We start from the raw sequence: 19,295 nt of genomic DNA on the forward strand, positions 1-19,295 counted from the left end.
GGTTTGGCCCGTGGCGGTATTAGGTCACCTCGGGTCGTCTGAGTTTATCCCTCGGCTTTCCGGTAGGTGCCCGATTTGCCGCCCTCTTTCAACAACACCGCGATGCCGCCGATTTCCATGGATTTCTCGACCGCTTTGAGCATGTCATAAACCGTCAGGGCGGCGACCGAGGCGGCGGTCAGGGCTTCCATTTCGACGCCGGTCTGCCCGGTGGTCCGGACCTCGGCGGTGATGCGGACGCCGGGCAGGTCGGGGTCGGGGGTCAGATCGACGGCGACCTTGGTGATCGGCAGCGGGTGGCACAAAGGGATCAGATCGCTGCATTTCTTGGCGGCCATGATCCCGGCAATCCGCGCGACGCCCAGAACGTCACCTTTCTTGGCGGTGCCGGCGATGACATGGGCCAGCGTTTCGGCGGTCATGATAATATGTGCGCTGGCGGTGGCGGTGCGGCTGGTGACGGGCTTGTCGCCGACATCGACCATGATCGCGCGGCCCTCGGCGTCGAAATGCGTGAGGCCGCTCATGATTGCACCGGATTGGCCAGCAGGGCCTGGGTGGCGGCGGCGACATTTTCCTGCCGCATCAGGCTTTCGCCGATCAGGAAACAGCGCGCGCCGTGGGCGGCCATCTCGGCCAGATCCTGCGGCGTGAACAGTCCGCTTTCGCTGATCAGCAGGCGATCCGAGGGGACGCGGGCCGCGAGGTCACGGGTGGTGTCGAGCGAGGTTTCAAACGTGTTCAGGTTGCGGTTGTTGATGCCGATCAGGGGCGATTTCAGCCGCAGCGCGCGGTCGAGTTCGGGGCCGTCGTGGACCTCGATCAGGGCATCCATGCCCCAGGAAAACGCGGCGTCCTCCAATTCGGCGGCTTGGGTATCGGAAACCGAGGCCATGATGATCAGGATGCAATCGGCGCCCCAGGCGCGGGATTCGGCGACTTGATAGGGATCGTAGAGGAAATCCTTGCGCAGGCAGGGCAGGGAAACGGCGGCGCGGGCGTCCCGGAGGAACGCGGGCGCACCTTGGAAACTGGGGGTGTCGGTGAGAATCGACAGGCAGGCAGCACCGCCGGATTCGTAGGCGCGGGCCAGTTCGGGCGGGTTGAAATCGGCGCGGATCAGACCTTTGGAGGGGCTGGCTTTCTTGATCTCGGCAATCAATCCGTAGCCGGTCTGGCTGGCGCGGCGCAGGGCATTTTCAAACCCGCGCGGGGGGGCGGCGGATTTGGCCTGGGCGTCGATTTCGGCGGGCGAGACCGAGGATTTCGCGGCGGCGATTTCCTGCAGTTTATAGGCTTTGATGCGGTCGAGAATGGTGGTCATGGCGCGCCCCTTTGGTGGTGGTCTTTGACTAGCAAGGGATGGCGGTAAAGAAAAGGGAGGGATCGCCGCAGGGAGGGAGTCCCACGTTTTGTCCCGCGGGTTGTCCCACGTTTTGTCCCACGGGGGGACAAAACGCGGAGCAAGCAAAAACAAAGGCTTGGCTTGTCGCGTTTACCGCGTGTTAAGGCTTTCGGGGAGGCCACCGAGACCATTCAGCAACAGCGCGGTGGCGAGTTCGGCGTAATTTTCGCGCGTCACCGGGCCGCCGTCCTTGAACCACATATACACCCAGTTCAGCATGCCGAACAAAGACATGGTCACCGGCATCAGCAGTTGCGGCGCGAGGTCGGGCTGAACCAGCTTGATCACCGCAGAGAAGGCGCGCACGATCCGGCGCTCGATGGCGAGGATTTCATCGCGGTTCGCCTGTGGCAGGGTCGCCGTGCCGTTCAACTGGACCTTGTGGTAATTATCGGCGCCGCGATAGTTTTCCAGCACCGCACCGACCAGAACCCGCAACCGGGCGCGCGGCGCGAGCGTGGCATCATCGCCCCCCTCGACGGCCTCGACCAGCCCGGTCAGATGCGTGCGAATGATGTCGAAGATCAGCGCATCCTTGCTGGGATAATAGTGGTACAACAACGCCTTGGAGACGCCCGCCTGCGCCGCGATCTGCGCCATCGAGGCCTTGTCCATGCCCTGCTCGGCCAACACCGCCGCGGCGCTGGACAGGATGGCGCGTTGCTTGTCTTCGAAATCCGCGGCTCGGGTTCTGGCCATGAGCGGCCTCCAATTGAGAGGGGGTCAGGGGGCGTTGCCCCCTCTGGCCTTCGGCCATTCACCCCCAGAGTATTTTCGGCAAGATGATGTTGATCAGGTCTTGGTCCGATTGTCGATCACACGCTTGGCCTTGCCGTCGGAGCGCGCGCCCAGCCCGGGTTTGTTGACGTGGATCCTGGTGGAAACGCCAATCACCGATTTGATGTGATGCGCCAATTCCCGGGCGGAGGCGTCGCAGGCGGGATCATCGGCGGCGCTTGGCGTGGCTTCGACATGCACGATCATGCTGTCCATGCGCCCGGTGTTGACCAGTTCGACCTGGAAATGCGGCGTCAGGCCGGCGCATTTGAGGATCTGTTCCTCGATCTGGGTGGGGAACACGTTGACGCCGCGCAGGATCATCATGTCATCCGAGCGCCCGGTGATTTTCTCCATGCGGCGCATGGTGCGGGCGGTGCCGGGCAGAAGGCGCGTGAGGTCGCGGGTGCGGTAGCGCACCATCGGCAGGCCCTCTTTGGTCAGTGTGGTGAACACCAACTCGCCCATCTCGCCATCGGGGAGAACCTCGCCGGTGTCGGGGTTGATGATTTCGGGGTAGAAGTGATCTTCCCAGATATGCAGGCCGTCCTTGGTTTCGACGCATTCATTGGCCACCCCCGGCCCCATGATTTCCGAAAGCCCGTAGATATCGACGGCGTGCATGTCGAACGCCTCCTCGATCTCGCGGCGCATGGCGTTGGTCCAGGGTTCCGCGCCAAAGATGCCGACCTTGAGCGAGCTTTGCCGCGGGTCGAGCCCCTGGCGGTGGAATTCATCGAGCACCGACAGCATGTAGCTGGGCGTCACCATGATGATGCGCGGCTTGAAATCGTTGATCAGCGTCACCTGGCGTTCGGTCATGCCGCCCGAGATCGGCACCACGGTGCAGCCCAGACGCTCCGCGCCGTAATGCGCGCCAAGCCCGCCGGTGAACAGCCCGTAGCCGTAAGCGTTGTGCAGCATGTCGCCGGTCCGCCCGCCCGAGGCGCGGATCGAGCGCGCCATGACATCGGCCCAGACGTTGATGTCGTGTTTGGTATAGCCCACCACGGTCGGTTTGCCGGTGGTGCCCGACGAGCCATGCACGCGCACCAGATCGCGCTGCGGCACGGCGAACATGCCGAAGGGATAGGTGTCGCGCAGGTCGGCTTTGGTGGTGAAGGGGAATTTCGCGAGATCGGCCAGCGTCAGCAGGTCATCGGGGGTTATGCCATGCTCATCGAAGCGCTTTTTGTAGAAGGGCGAATTGGCGTAGGCGTGGCGCAGCGAGCGTTTCATGCGGTGGAATTGCAGGGCGGCGATTTCATCACGCGAGGCGGTTTCGATCGGGTCCAGATCGCCGGGACGGGGGGAGAGGTCTTCCATGGGTTTACTCCGGGTTTTCGGGCAGATGCGTGCCCTTGACGGTGCGGGAATGGCCGCGAAATTCCGCGATTTTGGTGCCGTGCTGATTGGTGACCTGGACATCGTAGATGCCGCCGCGGCCTTGTTTCCAGACCTCGGTGGCGGTGGCGGTCAGGGTGTCGCCCTGATACGCGGGCGCGAGGAAGCTGACGCTGGCCATTTGTGCCACGGTGCGCTGGTTGTAGGTGTTGCAGGCAAAGGCAAAGGCGCTGTCGGCGAGCGTGAAGATATAGCCGCCGTGGCAGGTTTTATGGCCGTTGGTCATCTCGGGGCGGATGATCATCGACATGGTGGCCTGGCCGGGTTTGACATTGGACAGGGTCATGCCGAGGTGTTGGGTGGCGTTGTCGCCGTCCCACATGGCCTGAGTGGCTTTGAGGGCGAGGTCGTCGGGGGTCATCGGCCTTGGAACCTTGGTGCGCGTTTGTCGAGGAAGGCGGCGACCCCTTCGGCGTAATCGGCGCTTTCACCGCAGGCTTTCATCAATTCCGCTTCAAGGTCGAGGTGCGCGTCAAGCGTGTTGGTGGCGGCGGCCTGGATGGCGCGTTTGGTCGAGGCATAGCCGAAGGTGGGGCCGGAGGCGAAATGGGCGGCTTGCGCGCGGGCGGTGGGCATGAGGTCGGCGTCCGGCAGGCATTGCCAGATCAGGCCCCAGGATTCGGCCTGTTGGGCGGGCAAGGATTGCGCGGTCAGAGCGAGGCCTTTGGCGCGGGCTTCGCCCAGCAGGCGCGTCAGGTTCCAGCTGCCGCCGGTGTCGGGGATCAGGCCGACCTTGCTGAACGACTGGATGAACTTGGCGCTTTGGGCGGCGAAGACCATGTCGCAGGCCAGCGCGAGCGACGAGCCAGCCCCCGCCGCGACGCCGTTCACGGCGCACAGCACCGGCAGCGGCAGCGCGCGGATCTGGCGCACCAGTGGCGCCCAGAAATTGCGCACGGTGGCGCCAAGGTCAGGCGGGCCGTCCATTTTGCGCGGATCACGGTCGCCCAGATCCTGGCCGGCGCAGAAGCCGCGCCCGGCGCCGGTCAGCAACACGCAGCGGATCGCGTCATCGTCTTGCGCGCCTTGCAGGGCGGCGCGCAGGGCGTGGTGCATCGGTTCGTTGAAGGAATTGAGGCGGTCGGGGCGGTTGAGCGTGACCTCGAGAACGCCGCCTGAAACAGTGCTGAGAATGGTGTCTGACATCGGCGTCACGGCTCCCCCCGATTGATGCGCATGGGATAAAACTTTCATACGCTGACCGTTCAGTCAATGAATTTCCAGCGGTGGCGTTGCGGTCGCTCTGGTCAGAGGGCGCTGTGCATGGCATTCAGGGTTAAAACTGCCTGGGAAGAACGATATGTCCGCCCTCTCGCTGATCGTTGTCGGTGCGAATGGCCGCGTCGGGCGGTTGCTGATCCCGGCGTTTCGGGCGCTGGGTGCGGCGGTGGGTCTGACGCAGCGCGACAGCAGGGCCTTGACCCCGGACATGGCCGAAGTGACCTGGGCACCGCTGGACGGCCCTGCCCCGTTGGCGGCGTTCATCGCGGCGCGGGGTGGTCCACCCAAGGCCATGCTGGTGCTGGCGGGCAGCACGCCAGGCACCGGGGCCGATATGGCGGTGAATATCGCGGTGGCGCAGGCCTGCACGGCGGCGGCGCGCGCGGTCGGGATTGGCCGGATCCTGTTGGCCTCGAGCTCGGCGATTTATGGGCATGGGCGCGCGACGCCGTGGCGCGAAACCGAGGCCGTCGCGCCGGCCTCGGCCTATGGTCACGCCAAGCTGGAGATGGAGCGGCGCTGCGCCGGGCCGGATGTCTGCGCGCTGCGCATTGGCAATGTCGCGGGCGCGGATGCCCTGCTGACCAACCCCCGCCGCCCGCTGGTGCTGGACCAATTCCCGGACGGCAACGGCCCGATCCGCAGCTATATCGGCCCGCAAAGCCTGGCGCGGGTGCTTGTGACGCTGGCGGAAACACCGCTGACGCTGCCGCCCGTGTTGAACATCGGCGCGCCTCTGCCCGTGGATATGGCCGATCTGGCGCGCGCTGCGGGCATTCCGTTTGACTGGCACCCTGCCCCGCCCGGTGCCACGGCGCGGTTGACGCTGGACCTGGGCCATCTTGAAACTCTTGTGACTTTCCAAGATAGAGACAGCACCGCCGCGGCGATGATCGCCCAATGGCGCCACTGCCAGACCCAGCCGGAACCACCGTCATGAATCCTGCCAAACGCGCCTTTGATCTGTGGACCGCGGCGATGATCACGCCGTTCGTGGTGCCGATGATCCTGATCATTTCGCTGCTCATCCTGATCACCGAGGGGCGGCCGATCTTTCACCCCGGCGAGCGGATGAAAACGCCGACGCAGGGGTTTCGGCTGTGGAAATTCCGCAGCATGAAGGTCGATCCCGGTGACAAGGGCGTGTCGGGCGCGGACAAGCTGGACCGCATCACGCCGATTGGCCGCAAATTGCGCCGGGTACGGCTGGATGAATTGCCGCAACTGTGGAACCTGTGGAAGGGCGATATGTCGGTGGTGGGCCCGCGCCCGCCGCTGCGCGAGTATGTCGAGCGGTTTCCCGAGGTCTACAATCAGGTGCTGCGGAACCGGCCGGGGCTGACCGGGCTGGGGTCGATCTATTTCAGCAAGCACGAGGCCTGGCTTTTGGCGCGGTCTGCGTCCCCCGACGACACCGACGCGATTTATTGCCGGGCCTGCGTGCCGCGCAAGGCGCAGATCGACCTGATTTATCAACGCCATCAGTCGTTTTGTTTTGATCTGGAGATCGTGCGCCGGACGCTGTTTCCCAGTGCGCGGTAAGACGGTTCAGGGGGCGTTGCCCCCTCGGCGCGATGCGCCTCACCCCCAGAGTATTTTTGGCAAGATGAGGCGCAATTTTAGGCAAATTGTTTGCATTTTGTTTGCAAGGTCAGCCGGGGGCGAAAACGCTGTCTGGCATGGATGGCAAGGCGGCGATCAGCGCGCGGATATGGGCGCGCGCGGCGGCTTCGGCCATGTCGGCTTGCCCGGCACTGATGGCGCGCACCAGATCGGCGCGGGCGTGGCGGCCCGGCGGGCGATTGACGCGCAGTTGGGCGCGGATCAGGTGGACCTGCACCATCGGCAGCAGGCGGTCGAGTTCGGTATTGCCGGCCAGAGTCGTCAGCGCGCGGTAGTAGCGGGCGCGAAGCCGGGGGCGGTCTTCGGTGGCGGCGTCATAGGCTTTGGCGGCCTCTTGCAGGGGGGTTGGGTCAGCGCCCTCGGCCACGGATTCGGCGGCCTGACGCGCGGCGAGGCCCAGCAGCAATTCGGTGACGCGCAGCACATCGCAGGCGGCGCGGCGGGTCAGCAGACGGATTTGTGCGCCGCGGTGCGGGGTTTGCACGACGACGCCCGAGGCGGCCAGTTTGCCCAGCGCCTCGCGCACGGTCGAGCGGCCCAGCCCGTAGCGCGCCATCAGGTCCGGTTCGGCGAGGCGTTGGCCGGGGACAAAGCGCCCCTCGGCCAGCCCTTGCAGGATGTCGCGGACCAGGGATTCGGGGCCGGAGTGGGCCTGGCTGTTCATCGGTCGGCCATGCGCCACGCGATCTGGGCCAGTGGTCCGGCGATCTTGCCCATTTCCGCGGCGCGGGTGTCGTTGGCGGTGCCATCGAGCGCGCGTTTGGCGATTCCCTGCACGATGGCCGCGATGCGGAACAGGCTGAGGATGACGTAGAAGTCGAAGTTTTCAGGGCGCGTGCGGCCGGTGCGGCGGCACCAATCGGCGATATAGGCATCCTCGGTCGGGATGCCGGTGCCGGTCAGGTCGAGGCCGCCAAGCCCGCGAAACAGGCCCGGCATGATGCGCCAGACCATGACGTTATAGGCGAAATCGGCGTAGGGGCAGCCCAGCGTGGAGAGTTCCCAATCGACCACCGCCAGCACGCGCGGTTCGGTCTTGTGCAGGATCAGATTGTCGAGGCGGAAGTCACCGTGGGCGAGGCGGATTTCCTCGGGTGCGGTGGGTTTGTTTTGCGGCAGCCAGTCGATCAGCGCATCCATCGCCGGGATCGAGACGGTTTCCGAGGCGCGATATTGTTTGGTCCAGCGCGAGATCTGGCGTTCGACATAGCCGCCGTGGCGCCCGAAATCGTCAAGGCCGACTTTGAGCGGGTCAACCAGCGAGATGGCGGCAATGGCGCGGTTCATGGCGTCGAAAATATCGGTGCGTTGGGTGGGCGTAAGGTCGGGCAGTTGCGGATCGAACAGGGTGCGCCCGTCGAGGTATTCCATGACGAAGAACATCGAGCCCATGACCGAGTCATCCTCGCACAGGGCATGGACACGGGGCACGGGGACGTCGGTGTCGGCGAGCGCCTTCATCACCCGGTATTCGCGATCCACCTGATGCGCCGAGGGCAGGGTTTTGCCCAGCGGTTTCTGCCGCAGGACATAGGGGCCGGAGGCGGCGTCGATGCGCCAGGTGGGGTTCGATTGCCCGCCCTTGAGCCGGGTCAGGGTGAGCGGGCCGCGGAAGCCGGCGACCTGTGCGGACATCCAGTCGGTGAGTTCTGCTTCGGCCATTGGTGCCTCCGTTGTTTGGGGTAGCATGCCTGTGTGGGGTCGCGTTGGTCAAGTGAGATCGTCAGACGATCTTGTCAGCTGTAGAATTCGGCGCTAGGCTGACCCAAACAGGAGGAATGCCCCATGATCCCCGATAAATCCGCTGCTGTCATCGACTATGAAGCCCGTCTCAAGGATTTCATGGATGAATATATCTACCCGAACGAGGCGCGGTTCTTTCGCGAGGCCGAGGAATTGGGGCCGTTTGCGACCTATCCGATCATGGGCGAGTTGAAGCCCAAGGCGCGGGCGGCGGGGTTGTGGAACCTGTTCCTGCCCGATTCGGACAAGGGCGCGGGGCTGAGCAATCTGGAATACGGGCATCTGTGCGAAATCATGGGGCGCAGCTTTCTGGCGCCCGAGGTGTTCAACTGCAACGCGCCCGATACCGGCAACATGGAAGTCATCGAGCGCTTTGGCACCGAGGCCGACAAGGAGCGCTGGCTGAAGCCCTTGCTGGCCGGGGAAATCCGCAGTTGTTTTGCGATGACGGAGCCGGATGTGGCCTCGAGTGATGCCACGAATATTCAGGCCGAGATCACCCGCGAGGGCGACGAATATGTGATCAACGGGCACAAGTGGTACACCACCGGCGCGTCGAATCCGGCCACCAAGATCTGCATCTTCATGGGCAAGACCGACCCGGGCAACCCAGACCGCCACAAGCAGCAGTCGATGATTCTGGTGCCGATGGATGCGCCGGGGATCACCGTGCTGCGGTCGTTGCCGGTGTTTGGCTATTACGGCGTGCCGGACCGGGCGTCGGAGGTGTTGTTCGAGAATGTACGCGTGCCGGCGGCGAATATGCTGCTGGGCGAAGGGCGTGGCTTCGAGATCGCGCAGGCGCGGCTGGGGCCGGGGCGGATTCACCACTGCATGCGGCTGGTGGGCATGGCCGAGCGGCTGTTGGAAACCATGGTGGACCGCGCCTTGCAGCGCGTGGCCTTTGGCAAGCCGGTGGCCGATCAGGGCGTGACCCGCGAGCGCATCGCCAATGCGCGGATCATGATTGACCAGTGTCGCCTGCTGACGCTGCACGCGGCGCACAAGATGGACACGGTGGGCAACAAGGAAGCCCGCGCCGAGATCGCGATGATCAAGATCGCCGCGCCGGTCATGGCCTGTCAGGTCGCCGACTGGGCGATTCAGGTCTGCGGCGGTGGTGGCACCGGCAATGATTTCGGCACCGCCGTGGCCTATGCCGGCGCGCGGGTGTTGCGTCTGGCCGATGGCCCCGACGAGGTGCACCGTGACCAGTTGGCGCGCATGGAGATCAAGAAGCGCAAGGGGTTGAACCATCCGGGCTGGGAGCCGATGGTCACCAAACTGGGCCGCAACCCGATGCTGGGGGAATAGGCGCATGAGCAATCCGGCCACCACCGATCTGACCGGGAAAACCGCAATCATCAGCGGCGCGGCGGGCGGGATCGGACGGGCCACCGCGCTGTTGATGGCACGGCGCGGGGCCTGCGTGGTGGTGGCCGATGTGAAGCCCGAGGTGCAAGCCACCGCCGAGCTGATCGAGGCCGACGGTGGGCGGGCCATGGCGGTGCAAACCGATTGCGCGACCGACGCGGGCGTGGCGCGGATCGTCAAGACCGCGCTGGAGGCTTTCGGCGGCATCGACATTCTATTCGCCAACGCCGGGATCACCGGCGGCATGGTGCCACGCCTCGACACCGCCAGCGACAGTTTCATGGAGGTGTTGCGGATCAATCTGCTGGGGCCGTGGATCGCCGTGCGTGAGTGCCTGCCGCATATGAAAGCGGGTGGTGCGATCGTGCTGACGGCCTCGGTTGCGGGCCTGCGGGCGGGGGCCGGGCCGATCCCCTATTCGGCGTCGAAAGCCGGGGTGATCAGCCTTGTGCAGACCACGGCGATGGCGCTGACCGGGCAAGGCATTCGCATCAATGGCGTGGCACCGGGGTTGATCGAGACGCCGATGACCGCGCCGCTGTTCGACGACGCGCGCGCCACGGGCCGCGAGGGCAAGATCGGCCAGTTGAACCCGACGCGGCGCGGAGGCGAGGCCGAGGAGATTGCGCAAACGGTGGCGTTTCTGGCCTCGGATGCGGCGTCCTATGTCAACGGGCAGGTGCTGGCGGTGGATGGCGGCCTGTCGGCGCAGCATCCGTTCACGCCCAAATGGTCGATATAAGCGCGCCGTTCGAGCAACCTGGCGGACGCGCAAGCGCGAGGTCTGTTCCAAGGCGTCAGGGGGCATTCTGCCCCCTCTGCGCGTGCCGCGCATTCACCCCCTGAGGATATTTGAAGAACAAAGACTCGGGGCGGCGGGCGGTTTCGGTGCCGGTTTGCAGGTGACGGCCCGATTGCGCCATGCTACCTGCAAACCATGAGCCATATGCCATCAAAATCCGAACTCTCCGCCTGGCTGTCCGAGCAGCAGGGTACACCGACGCTGCGCGAAATTGGCCGCGCCTTTGGGATCAAGGGGGGGGCGGCCAAGGTTGATCTGAAACGCCTGCTGTCCGAGATGGAGGCCGAGGGGCTGTTCACACGGCGCAAACGGCGCGCGGTGACGGGTGATCTGCCGCCGGTCACGGTGTTGCGGGTCAGCGGGCCGGACAAGGACGGCGATCTGCTGGCAGAGCCCGCGGATTGGCAGGGCAAGGGCGCGCCGCCCCGCATCCAGATCCTGCCGGGCAAGGACCAACCCGCGCTGGGTGCCGGCGACCGGGTCCTGGCCAAGCTGTTGCCGGCAGGCAGCGACGGCTATCACGCGCATCCGATCCGCAAGCTGCAATCGGGGCCAGCCACGGTTCTGGGCATTTATCGCACCGGGTCCGAGGGCGGGCGCATCATGCCAATCGACAAGGGTGTTGATCTGGAGTGGATGGTCAGCCCTGCCGATGCCAAAGGCGCCAGGGACGGCGAATTGGTCGAGGCCGAGCAGCGCGGCACGCGCCGCATGGGCTTGCCGCAAGCGCGGATCCTCGCCCGGCTGGGCGACCCCAGCGCGCCGCGCGCGGTGTCACTGATCGCGATTCACCAGCACGGCATCCCGGATCGCTTTCCCGACGAGGTGATCGCCGAGGCCGAAGCCGCGCCGGAGGCCAGCGCCGAAGGTCGCACCGATCTGCGCGCGCTGGACCTGATCACCATCGACCCATGGGATGCGCGCGACCATGATGACGCGGTCTATGCCGAGCCGGACAGCGACACCACCAACCCCGGCGGCCATGTCGTCTGGGTGGCGATCGCCGATGTCGCCGCCTATGTGACCCCCGGCAGCGAGTTGGACCGCGAGGCCCGCAAGCGCGGCAACTCCAGCTATTTCCCCGACCGCGTGGTGCCGATGCTGCCGGACCGTCTGTCGGGCGATCTGTGCTCCCTGCACGAGGGCGTCGACCGTCCGGTTCTCAGCGTGCGCATGGTTCTGGATGCGCAGGGCAACAAACGCGCCCACCGCTTTGAGCGCGCCGTGATGCGGTCACGCGCCTCCTTGAGTTATGAGCAGGCGCAGGCGGGGTTCGACGGGCGCTTTGACGACGCAACCGAACCCTTGGCGACGATGCTGGGCCATCTTCATGCCGCCTGGAAAGCCACGCTGATCGCCCGCGAGGTGCGCCAACCGCTGAACCTTGACCTGCCCGAACGCCAGATCATCCTGGGCGAGGACGGAAAGGTGACGTCGGTGGCCTTCAAGGAACGTCTCGATGCCCATAAGGTGATCGAGGAATTCATGGTGATGGCCAATGTCGCCGCCGCCGAGACCCTGATCGAACGCCGCACGCCGCTGCTGTTCCGGGTCCATGAGGAACCGACGCTGGAAAAGATCAACGCGCTGCGCGAGGTGGCCCTGGCGGCCGGACTGGTGCTGGCCAAGGGGCAAGTGTTGCAGACCCGCCACCTGAACAAGCTTCTGGATCAGGCCGAGGGGGGCGAATTTGACGAACTGATCAACATGGCCACGCTCAGGTCCATGACTCAGGCCTATTACGGCGCGGAAAACTTCGGCCATTTCGGTCTGGCGCTGCGCAATTACGCGCATTTCACCTCGCCGATCCGGCGCTATTCCGACCTGATCGTGCACCGCGCGCTGATCACCGCACACCGCTTCGGGCCGAACCCGAAACACGACGGCCTGTCAGACTGGGACATCGAAAACCTCGCCGAAACCGCGACGCAGATCTCGGAAACCGAGCGCCGCTCGATGACCGCTGAACGCGACACCACCGACCGCTACCTCGCCGCCTTCATGGCCGACCGCATCGGCGCCACGTTCTCGGGTCGCATCGCCGGAGTCGCGCGGTTCGGGCTGTTCGTGAAACTGGACGAAACCGGCGCGGACGGCCTGATCCCGATCCGCACCCTGGGCAATGAATTCTTCCGCCACGACGTCGAGGGCCAGACCCTGACCGGCGAACGCTCGGGGCAGGTGCTGGGACTGGGGCAACGCGTGCAGGTCAAACTGGCCGAGGCCGAGGCGATGACCGGCGGCTTGCTGCTGGAACTCCTCGAGGTCGAAGGCCGGGAAATTCCCCGCCAACCGCGTGGCAAAGCCGGGCGCACTTTGGGCCGCAAAACCGCCGCGACCAAAGCCAAACGCATGAAAATCCGCAAAAAGACCGAGCGCAAACGCGGCTGACCACGCGCCTTCATCTTGCCGCAAATACTCACCGGGTTCCCCAAGGGGGCGGTGGCCCCCTTGGGCGGGGTGCTGGGGCTGGCCCCCCGGCGCGCGTGGCCCCTCGATGGGGCCCAAGCGCCGTCCCCACCGCAGAACGTGACGTTCCGCACCAAGCCCGCTCTTTGCAGAACGGCCGCGCCGTGGTTATAAAACATCGGACCAACACAGCACACACAGGGGATGCTCATGGACGAGATTGTCATACTCAGCGGCGCGCGCACCGCGATTGGGACCTTTGGCGGCAGTCTCGCCAACAACCCGCTGTCCGACATTGCCACCCATGTCACCAAAGCCGCCCTTGAGCGCGCCAGGATTGACCCGGCGCAAATCGGCACCGTGGTCTTTGGCCATGTCATCAACACCGAACCGCGCGACGCCTATCTGTCGCGCGTCGCCGCCATGCAGGCCGGCATCCCCGACACGACACCGGCGATGAACGTCAACCGGCTGTGCGGGTCGGGCGCGCAGGCCATCGTTTCGGCGGTGCAGGCGCTGGCGCTGGGGGATGCCGATTACGCGCTGGCCGGGGGTGCCGAATCGATGAGCCGCGCGCCCTACAGCGTGCCCGCCGCGCGGTGGGGCCAGAAGATGGGCGACGCCAAGGTGCAGGACATGATGCTGGGCGCCCTCACCTGCCCGTTCGGCACCGGTCACATGGGCGTCACCGCCGAAAACGTCGCCGCCGAACATGAGATCACCCGCGCGCAGCAAGACGCCTTTGCGCTGGAAAGCCAGGAACGCGCCGCCCGCGCCATTGCCGAGGGGCGGTTCGTCGATCAGATCGCGCCTTTCATGCTGAAATCGCGCAAGGGTGATATTGCCTTCGACACCGACGAGCACCCGAAGAAAACCACGCTCGAGGCTTTGGCCGGGCTGCGCCCCGCGTTTCAGAAAGACGGCACCGTGACGGCGGGCAATGCCAGCGGCATCAATGATGGTGCGGCGGCCGTTGTTCTGGCGCGGGGCGATGTGGCACGCGCGGCAGGTCTGGTGCCGCGCGCCCGCGTGCTGGGCTATGCCGTGGCCGGCGTGCGCCCCGAGGTGATGGGCGTCGGCCCGATCCCGGCGGTGGAAATGCTGTGCCGCCGCATCGGCATGTCACCCGCTGAGTTCGACGTGATCGAATCGAACGAGGCCTTCGCCGCGCAGGCGCTGGCGGTCAACAAGGCGCTTGGCCTCGACCCGGCCAAAGTGAACCCCAACGGCGGCGCGATTGCCCTGGGGCATCCGGTGGGCGCGACCGGCGCGATTGTCACGATCAAGGCGCTGTATGAGCTGGAGCGCACCGGCGGTCGCTTCGGCCTGATCACCATGTGTATCGGCGGCGGTCAGGGCATCGCGCTGGCAATCGAACGTTTGTAAGAAAAAAAATGACCTGCGGTTAAGCAGGTCTTCATGGATCACGACAATTCTGGGCGGACCGACCTCGGTGTCGGTCCGTATTTTTTCAGGGATCCATGCGTCCATGACCATGTTCGACAAGCTGACGTCAGAGCGCCGCGCGCGTCTGACTGCCGAAAGGCAGCTTGAACATCGCACGCGTGAACTTGAGTCCGCTCTGTCACTGCTGGAACAGGCCCGCGTTGAGCTGCACAACCTGCGCCAGAATGGCCGGACCTCGGCGCTGGAGGAGGCATTGCGCGTTGCCGAGGCGAAAAACCTTCAGGTGCGCGCGCGCGAAGACGTGGAATCCGCGCATCAAAACGCGGTCATGGCCGAACGGCGCCTGTGGGATTCGATCAACACCCTGCACGATGGTTTTGCCGTCTTTAACCGCAATCAAGAGCTGGTGATCGCCAATCAGGCCTATCTGGGGGTGTTTGCGGGCTACGCCGAGGTGCAACCGGGTGTCCCCTACCGCCGATTGCTTGAAATTCTTGCGCTCGATGGGCGTGTCGTCCTGGAGGAAACGCCCCCACAAGCCTGGATCGAAAGGATGGAGCGGCGCTGGACGGATGAACGGATAGAACCCATCATCCTGAAATTCTCGCGCGGCGATACCGCGCGAATCCATGACCGCCGCGCGCGCGGCGGCGATATCGTCAGTCTGGTGCGTGACATCACCGACGTGGAGCGTCATGCCGCCGAACTCGAGGAGGCGCGCCGCCATGCCGAGGCCGCGAATCGCGCGAAATCGGCGTTCCTGGCGAATATGAGCCACGAAATCCGCACGCCGATGAATGGCGTCGTGGGCATGTCGGAACTGTTGTGCGACACGCAACTGAGCGACGAACAACGGCTCTACGCCGAGACGATTCGCTCCTCGGGCGAAGCATTGTTGAACATTATCAACGATGTCCTCGATTTCTCCAAGATCGAGGCCGACAAGCTGACGCTGTTCCCGGAACCCTTCGATCTGGAGCGCTGCATCCATGAAATCCTGATCCTGCTGCAAGCGGGGGCGCGCAAGCGCTCGATTGATTTGCTCATGGATTACGATCTGTTCCTGCCGACACGTTTCATGGCCGACCCGGGCCGGATGCGGCAGGTTTTGACCAATCTGATCGGCAACGCGGTCAAGTTTACCGAGTCAGGCCACGTTCTGATTCGGGTGGTGGGCTTCGATGTCGGCAACGGGATGCAACAGTTGAACGTCACCATCGAGGACACCGGCATCGGCATTGCCCCCGAGAACATCCAACGCGTGTTCGGCGAATTCGCGCAGGTCGACGATCAGGCGAATCGCAAATTCGAGGGCACCGGGCTGGGTCTGGCCATCACCCGCCGCCTGATCGAGCTGATGGGCGGGCAGATCTGGGTCGAGAGTGACTTTGGCAAAGGGTCGTGCTTTGGCTTCACGCTCACCTTGCCGCTGACCGAAACCACACAACTATTGCCCGCCGATCCGATCCACCTTGAACATGTGCTGGTGGCCGACGATCATCTGATCAACCGCACGATTCTGGAACGTCAACTGGCGGCACAGGGTCTGAAAGTCACGCTCTGCGCAACGGGGATTGACGCATACACCCGTATCGCCGCCGCGCAAACGGACCCTGACCGCCCGAATTTTGATCTGCTGATCACCGATCACGAAATGCCGGGGATGGATGGTTTGGCCCTGACGCTGAAGCTGCGGCAAAACGGCTTCGATCTGCCGGTCATCCTGCTCAGTTCCAGCCCATCGGTCACGTCGGACCATCCCGCGATCCCCGAAATACGGTCAATTTTACAAAAACCCATGCTGCGCCACGACCTTGTGCGCCAGCTCCAGCTCCTGTCCTCGCCCGAAAAGCTCGACGCCCCGATTGCGTCAACGCAAAAGGCGCAGTTTACCCCACAAACCGGCACGCGCCTGATGCGCATTCTGTGCGCCGAGGACAATCGCACCAACCGCCTGGTCTTTTCGAAAATGGTGCAGGGTCTGGCCATCGATCTGATCATGGCCGAGGACGGGCGCGCCGCGGTCGACAGCTTTGTCTCGCACCGCCCGGACCTGATCTTCATGGATATTTCAATGCCCGAAATGGATGGGCGCGAGGCAACCCGCGAAATCCGCCAATTGCCCGGCGGGGCACAGATCCCCATTGTCGCCCTGACGGCACACGCGATGGCCGGCGACAAAGACGACATCCTTGCCGCGGGTCTGGACCATGTCATGACCAAGCCGTTGAAGAAACCGCTGCTGATCGAGATGATTAAACGCTATGTGCCCGACGGCATCAGCCCGATCGAAATGCCGATGGATGAAATCGGCTGACGGGCCAATGGCCTTGCTCTTGGCGGCAACGCACTCTACCTGATAAGCCAAGTCTCATAACCTTCGGAGCCGCCATGCTGTCTGTCATTCAGATCCTTTTCCTCATCCTCAACGTGATCTGGTGGATCGTGATCGCGCATGTTGTCATGTCATGGCTGATCAATTTTCAGGTCCTGAACCTGCGCCAGCCCCTGGTTGCGCAGATCTGGGACGGGCTGAACAAGTTGCTGGACCCGATTTACTCGCGGATTCGGACCTTCCTGCCCAGCATGGGTGGCCTCGATCTGGCGCCGCTGATTGTTCTGCTGGCGATTTACGCGATCCGGATCGTGATCATCAACAACATGTCGGCGCTGCTTTGATCCTGTGACATATCTTTCCGGCGAAACGGCCGCCCCTTCGGAAACGCTCAACGCGCTGCTGGCGCGGGTCTTTGGATTCTCGCAATTCCGACCCGGCCAGGAAGACATCGTACGCGCCGTGATCGACGGGCAGGATGTTCTGGCGATCATGCCGACCGGCGGCGGAAAATCCCTTTGTTTTCAACTGCCTGCTTTGGCGCGTGAGGGGTTGACGGTGGTAATTTCGCCGCTGATTGCCTTGATGCGCGATCAGGTTGGCGCGATGCAACTGGCCGGAGTCCCGGCGGCCTCGTTGACCTCGGGAAACTCTCCAGAGGAAAACGACGAGATTTTTGCCGCGCTCGAAGAAGGCCGTTTGAAGCTGCTCTACATCGCGCCCGAGCGCCTGGCCACCAGCGCCACCACGTCGCTGCTGCGGCGCTCCAACTGTCGCCTGATCGCCGTGGATGAGGCGCATTGCGTCAGCCAATGGGGGCATGATTTCCGCCCCGACTACCTGCGCATCGGCGCGCTGCGCCGCGCGCTTGGGGTGCCACTGGCCGCGTTTACCGCCACCGCCGACGCCGCGACGCGCGCGGAAATCGTCGAGCGGCTGTTCGATGGCGAGGACCCGCCAACCTTTCTGCACGGGTTCGATCGCCCGAATATCCGGATGGCCTTTGCCGTCAAGGACAGCCCGCGCAAACAGATCATGGCCTTTGCCGCGACGCGGCGTGGGCAATCGGGCATCGTGTATTGCGCGACCCGGGCGCGCACCGAAACCCTGGCCAAGGCGCTGGTCGAGGCCGGGCACCCGGCGCGCGCCTATCACGGCGGGTTGGAGGACTGGGAGCGGCGCAAGGTCGAAGGGCTGTTCCAGACCGAGGACGGGTTGATCGTCTGCGCCACGGTGGCGTTTGGCATGGGGGTCGACAAACCCGATGTGCGCTGGGTTGCGCACGCCGATCTGCCCAAATCCATCGAGGCCTATTATCAGGAAATTGGCCGCGCCGGGCGCGATGGCCTGCCAGCCGACACGCTGACCCTGTTTGGCCCCGATGATATCCGCCTGCGACGCGCGCAAATCGACGACTCCAATGCCCCGGCCGAACGTCGCCAGGCCGATCACGGGCGGCTGAACACGCTGCTGGGTCTGGCCGAGGCCACCTCGTGCCGCCGACGCATGCTGCTGGCCTATTTTGGCGAGATCAGCGAGCCCTGCGGCAATTGCGACCTGTGCGAAACGCCCGCCCGGTTGTTTGACGCGACGGACCCGGTGCGAAAGGCGCTGTCGGCAATGCTGCGCACCGGCGAGAGTTTTGGCACGCATCATCTGATCGACATCCTGACCGGCAACGCCACCGACAAAGTGCGCCAGCGCGGCCATGATCAACTGCCGACCTTTGCCGTGGGCAAGGATCTGAAGCGCGCCAGTTGGCAGGCGGTTTTCCGGCAGATGATGGGCCGCGATCTGGTGCGGCCCGACCCGGATCGCCATGGCGCACTGCGCATGACCGAGAGCGCAAGGCCGATCCTGCGGGGCGAATCATCCCTTCAATTTCGGGCAGACAGCGTGGAAAAGGCGACCACGCAGCATGAACCGAAAGCGCTGGTGTCGGATGATGATGCGCCGATGCTCTCGGCGCTCAAGGCGCTGCGCCGTGAGTTGGCGCAGGCGGCCAAGGTGCCACCCTATTTCATTTTCAACGACCGAACGCTAATCGAAATGGCCGAAAAGCGCCCGGCCTCACTGGACGCGTTCGCGCGGATTTCCGGCGTCGGGGCAACCAAACTGGAGCGCTACGGGGCAAATTTCCTGTCGGTGCTCACCGGTCACGACGATGCGCCCGAGCACCCCGCCCGTGTCAAACTGGCGGCAAAGGGCGATGGATCTTTGTTTGATCGGCTGATGGACGCGGAGCAGAGCTTGATGCGTGGTGCTTGTGGCACGCTCAAACCGCTGTCCCTGACCACGGCGCAACGCGCGCGATTGGCCAGCCAGAAGCCCGGTGACATCGCCGGATTGACGCGGCTGATTGGTGAGAAATCCGCCGAACGGTTCGGGCCAGCATTCCTCGATATCCTGCGCGAGGGTTAGCCGGTCATCAGGCCGTGGGTGCCATGAAAACAAACACCAGAACCGCCGCATAAAACACGAAACTGGCTGCCAAAACAAAGACATGCCAGATGGTGTAATGGAACGGCAGCTCGCGCCAGAGGTAGAAAACGACGCCCAGGGTATAAAGCCCGCCGCCAATGCTCATCAGCACCAGAACCGGCACCGGCAAGGATGCAAACAGCGAGCCGCCCGCCACGACCCCCGCCCAGCCCATGCCCAGATACAGCGCCAGCGCCGCCCATTTGAACCGCTCGGGCGAGATGATTTTCAGGGTGATCCCGGCAAAAGCGGCCTGCCCAGACACCGATGGTCAAGGCCACACCATGCCCTGACAGCAGGGTAAACGGCGTGTA

General features: G+C 64.4%; 18 protein-coding genes. 9 read left to right on the forward strand and 9 right to left on the reverse strand.

What is annotated here, in order from left to right:
• Positions 1 to 44: 44 nt before the first annotated feature.
• The 6 genes from moaC to paaG form a co-directional block, all read right to left on the reverse strand.
• Complete coding sequence (gene moaC / locus VDQ28_RS22065; RefSeq protein WP_323037978.1) at positions 45 to 527, reverse strand: cyclic pyranopterin monophosphate synthase MoaC; 483 nt, start codon at positions 525 to 527, stop codon at positions 45 to 47.
• Positions 524 to 1,324 carry an indole-3-glycerol phosphate synthase TrpC gene (trpC, locus tag VDQ28_RS22070; RefSeq protein ID WP_323037979.1) on the reverse strand — a complete coding sequence of 267 codons (801 nt, stop codon included), beginning with the start codon at positions 1,322 to 1,324 and terminating at the stop codon, positions 524 to 526. Before trpC ends, moaC begins: the two co-directional genes overlap by 4 nt.
• A gap of 171 nt (positions 1,325 to 1,495) precedes the next feature.
• Positions 1,496 to 2,104: a TetR/AcrR family transcriptional regulator gene (locus VDQ28_RS22075; RefSeq protein WP_323037980.1), complete on the reverse strand. Its 609-nt coding sequence runs from the start codon at positions 2,102 to 2,104 to the stop codon at positions 1,496 to 1,498.
• A gap of 93 nt (positions 2,105 to 2,197) precedes the next feature.
• A complete protein-coding gene (paaK, locus tag VDQ28_RS22080; protein ID WP_323037981.1) occupies positions 2,198 to 3,508 on the reverse strand; it encodes a phenylacetate--CoA ligase PaaK in 1,311 nt (436 codons plus the stop codon).
• Positions 3,509 to 3,512: 4 nt separating this feature from the next.
• On the reverse strand, positions 3,513 to 3,947 hold the full coding sequence (paaI, locus tag VDQ28_RS22085) for a hydroxyphenylacetyl-CoA thioesterase PaaI (protein WP_323037982.1): 435 nt from the start codon (positions 3,945 to 3,947) through the stop codon (positions 3,513 to 3,515).
• Positions 3,944 to 4,732: a 2-(1,2-epoxy-1,2-dihydrophenyl)acetyl-CoA isomerase PaaG gene (paaG, locus tag VDQ28_RS22090; protein ID WP_323037983.1), complete on the reverse strand. Its 789-nt coding sequence runs from the start codon at positions 4,730 to 4,732 to the stop codon at positions 3,944 to 3,946. The genes paaI and paaG overlap by 4 nt, the downstream gene beginning before the upstream one ends.
• Before the next feature lie 154 nt (positions 4,733 to 4,886).
• Between paaG and VDQ28_RS22095 the strand changes: the two genes are divergently transcribed.
• On the forward strand, positions 4,887 to 5,747 hold the full coding sequence (locus VDQ28_RS22095) for an NAD(P)-dependent oxidoreductase (RefSeq protein WP_323037984.1): 861 nt from the start codon (positions 4,887 to 4,889) through the stop codon (positions 5,745 to 5,747).
• Positions 5,744 to 6,349 (forward strand): sugar transferase, encoded by a 606-nt coding sequence (locus VDQ28_RS22100; protein WP_323037985.1) that lies wholly within the window; start codon positions 5,744 to 5,746, stop codon positions 6,347 to 6,349. The genes VDQ28_RS22095 and VDQ28_RS22100 overlap by 4 nt, the downstream gene beginning before the upstream one ends.
• 109 nt (positions 6,350 to 6,458) lie before the next feature.
• On the opposite strand, the gene VDQ28_RS22105 is transcribed toward VDQ28_RS22100, so the two are convergent.
• Together VDQ28_RS22105 and VDQ28_RS22110 are read right to left on the reverse strand one after the other, a co-directional pair.
• Entirely contained in the window at positions 6,459 to 7,094 is a 636-nt protein-coding gene (locus tag VDQ28_RS22105) for a GntR family transcriptional regulator (protein ID WP_323037986.1), read from the reverse strand.
• Positions 7,091 to 8,092: a phosphotransferase gene (locus tag VDQ28_RS22110; RefSeq protein ID WP_323037987.1), complete on the reverse strand. Its 1,002-nt coding sequence runs from the start codon at positions 8,090 to 8,092 to the stop codon at positions 7,091 to 7,093. The genes VDQ28_RS22105 and VDQ28_RS22110 overlap by 4 nt, the downstream gene beginning before the upstream one ends.
• 123 nt (positions 8,093 to 8,215) lie before the next feature.
• Between VDQ28_RS22110 and VDQ28_RS22115 the strand changes: the two genes are divergently transcribed.
• The 7 genes from VDQ28_RS22115 (at position 8,216) to recQ (ending at position 18,921) form a co-directional block, all read left to right on the forward strand.
• Positions 8,216 to 9,487 (forward strand): acyl-CoA dehydrogenase family protein, encoded by a 1,272-nt coding sequence (locus VDQ28_RS22115; RefSeq protein ID WP_323037988.1) that lies wholly within the window; start codon positions 8,216 to 8,218, stop codon positions 9,485 to 9,487.
• 4 nt (positions 9,488 to 9,491) lie between these two features.
• Entirely contained in the window at positions 9,492 to 10,289 is a 798-nt protein-coding gene (locus VDQ28_RS22120) for an SDR family NAD(P)-dependent oxidoreductase (protein ID WP_323037989.1), read from the forward strand.
• Between the two features lie 195 nt (positions 10,290 to 10,484).
• The gene (gene rnr, locus VDQ28_RS22125) at positions 10,485 to 12,740 is read left to right on the forward strand and encodes a ribonuclease R (RefSeq protein ID WP_323037990.1); all 2,256 of its coding nucleotides are present in this window, start codon (positions 10,485 to 10,487) and stop codon (positions 12,738 to 12,740) included.
• 228 nt (positions 12,741 to 12,968) lie between these two features.
• Entirely contained in the window at positions 12,969 to 14,144 is a 1,176-nt protein-coding gene (locus VDQ28_RS22130; RefSeq protein WP_323037991.1) for an acetyl-CoA C-acyltransferase family protein, read from the forward strand.
• 103 nt (positions 14,145 to 14,247) lie between these two features.
• A complete protein-coding gene (locus VDQ28_RS22135) occupies positions 14,248 to 16,482 on the forward strand; it encodes a response regulator (protein WP_323037992.1) in 2,235 nt (744 codons plus the stop codon).
• Between the two features lie 74 nt (positions 16,483 to 16,556).
• Complete coding sequence (locus VDQ28_RS22140; protein WP_323037993.1) at positions 16,557 to 16,844, forward strand: YggT family protein; 288 nt, start codon at positions 16,557 to 16,559, stop codon at positions 16,842 to 16,844.
• A 4-nt stretch (positions 16,845 to 16,848) separates the two neighbouring features.
• The gene (recQ, locus tag VDQ28_RS22145) at positions 16,849 to 18,921 is read left to right on the forward strand and encodes a DNA helicase RecQ (protein WP_416349413.1); all 2,073 of its coding nucleotides are present in this window, start codon (positions 16,849 to 16,851) and stop codon (positions 18,919 to 18,921) included.
• Positions 18,922 to 18,928: 7 nt separating this feature from the next.
• Here the strand turns inward: recQ and trhA are convergent, their stop codons facing one another.
• Positions 18,929 to 19,246: a PAQR family membrane homeostasis protein TrhA gene (gene trhA, locus VDQ28_RS22150; protein WP_323037994.1), complete on the reverse strand. Its 318-nt coding sequence runs from the start codon at positions 19,244 to 19,246 to the stop codon at positions 18,929 to 18,931.
• Positions 19,247 to 19,295 lie beyond the last annotated feature (49 nt).

The organism is Pararhodobacter sp., assembly GCF_034676545.1.
In the GTDB taxonomy this organism is placed as follows: Bacteria; Pseudomonadota; Alphaproteobacteria; order Rhodobacterales; family Rhodobacteraceae; genus Pararhodobacter.

Coding starts and splice junctions, on each gene's coding strand:
- moaC (WP_323037978.1), bottom strand. CDS start 527: ATGAGCGGCCTCACGCATTTCGACGCCGAGGGCCGCGCGATCATGGTC.
- trpC (WP_323037979.1), bottom strand. CDS start 1,324: ATGACCACCATTCTCGACCGCATCAAAGCCTATAAACTGCAGGAAATC.
- VDQ28_RS22075 (WP_323037980.1), bottom strand. CDS start 2,104: ATGGCCAGAACCCGAGCCGCGGATTTCGAAGACAAGCAACGCGCCATC.
- paaK (WP_323037981.1), bottom strand. CDS start 3,508: ATGGAAGACCTCTCCCCCCGTCCCGGCGATCTGGACCCGATCGAAACC.
- paaI (WP_323037982.1), bottom strand. CDS start 3,947: ATGACCCCCGACGACCTCGCCCTCAAAGCCACTCAGGCCATGTGGGAC.
- paaG (WP_323037983.1), bottom strand. CDS start 4,732: ATGTCAGACACCATTCTCAGCACTGTTTCAGGCGGCGTTCTCGAGGTC.
- VDQ28_RS22095 (WP_323037984.1), top strand. CDS start 4,887: ATGTCCGCCCTCTCGCTGATCGTTGTCGGTGCGAATGGCCGCGTCGGG.
- VDQ28_RS22100 (WP_323037985.1), top strand. CDS start 5,744: ATGAATCCTGCCAAACGCGCCTTTGATCTGTGGACCGCGGCGATGATC.
- VDQ28_RS22105 (WP_323037986.1), bottom strand. CDS start 7,094: ATGAACAGCCAGGCCCACTCCGGCCCCGAATCCCTGGTCCGCGACATC.
- VDQ28_RS22110 (WP_323037987.1), bottom strand. CDS start 8,092: ATGGCCGAAGCAGAACTCACCGACTGGATGTCCGCACAGGTCGCCGGC.
- VDQ28_RS22115 (WP_323037988.1), top strand. CDS start 8,216: ATGATCCCCGATAAATCCGCTGCTGTCATCGACTATGAAGCCCGTCTC.
- VDQ28_RS22120 (WP_323037989.1), top strand. CDS start 9,492: ATGAGCAATCCGGCCACCACCGATCTGACCGGGAAAACCGCAATCATC.
- rnr (WP_323037990.1), top strand. CDS start 10,485: ATGAGCCATATGCCATCAAAATCCGAACTCTCCGCCTGGCTGTCCGAG.
- VDQ28_RS22130 (WP_323037991.1), top strand. CDS start 12,969: ATGGACGAGATTGTCATACTCAGCGGCGCGCGCACCGCGATTGGGACC.
- VDQ28_RS22135 (WP_323037992.1), top strand. CDS start 14,248: ATGACCATGTTCGACAAGCTGACGTCAGAGCGCCGCGCGCGTCTGACT.
- VDQ28_RS22140 (WP_323037993.1), top strand. CDS start 16,557: ATGCTGTCTGTCATTCAGATCCTTTTCCTCATCCTCAACGTGATCTGG.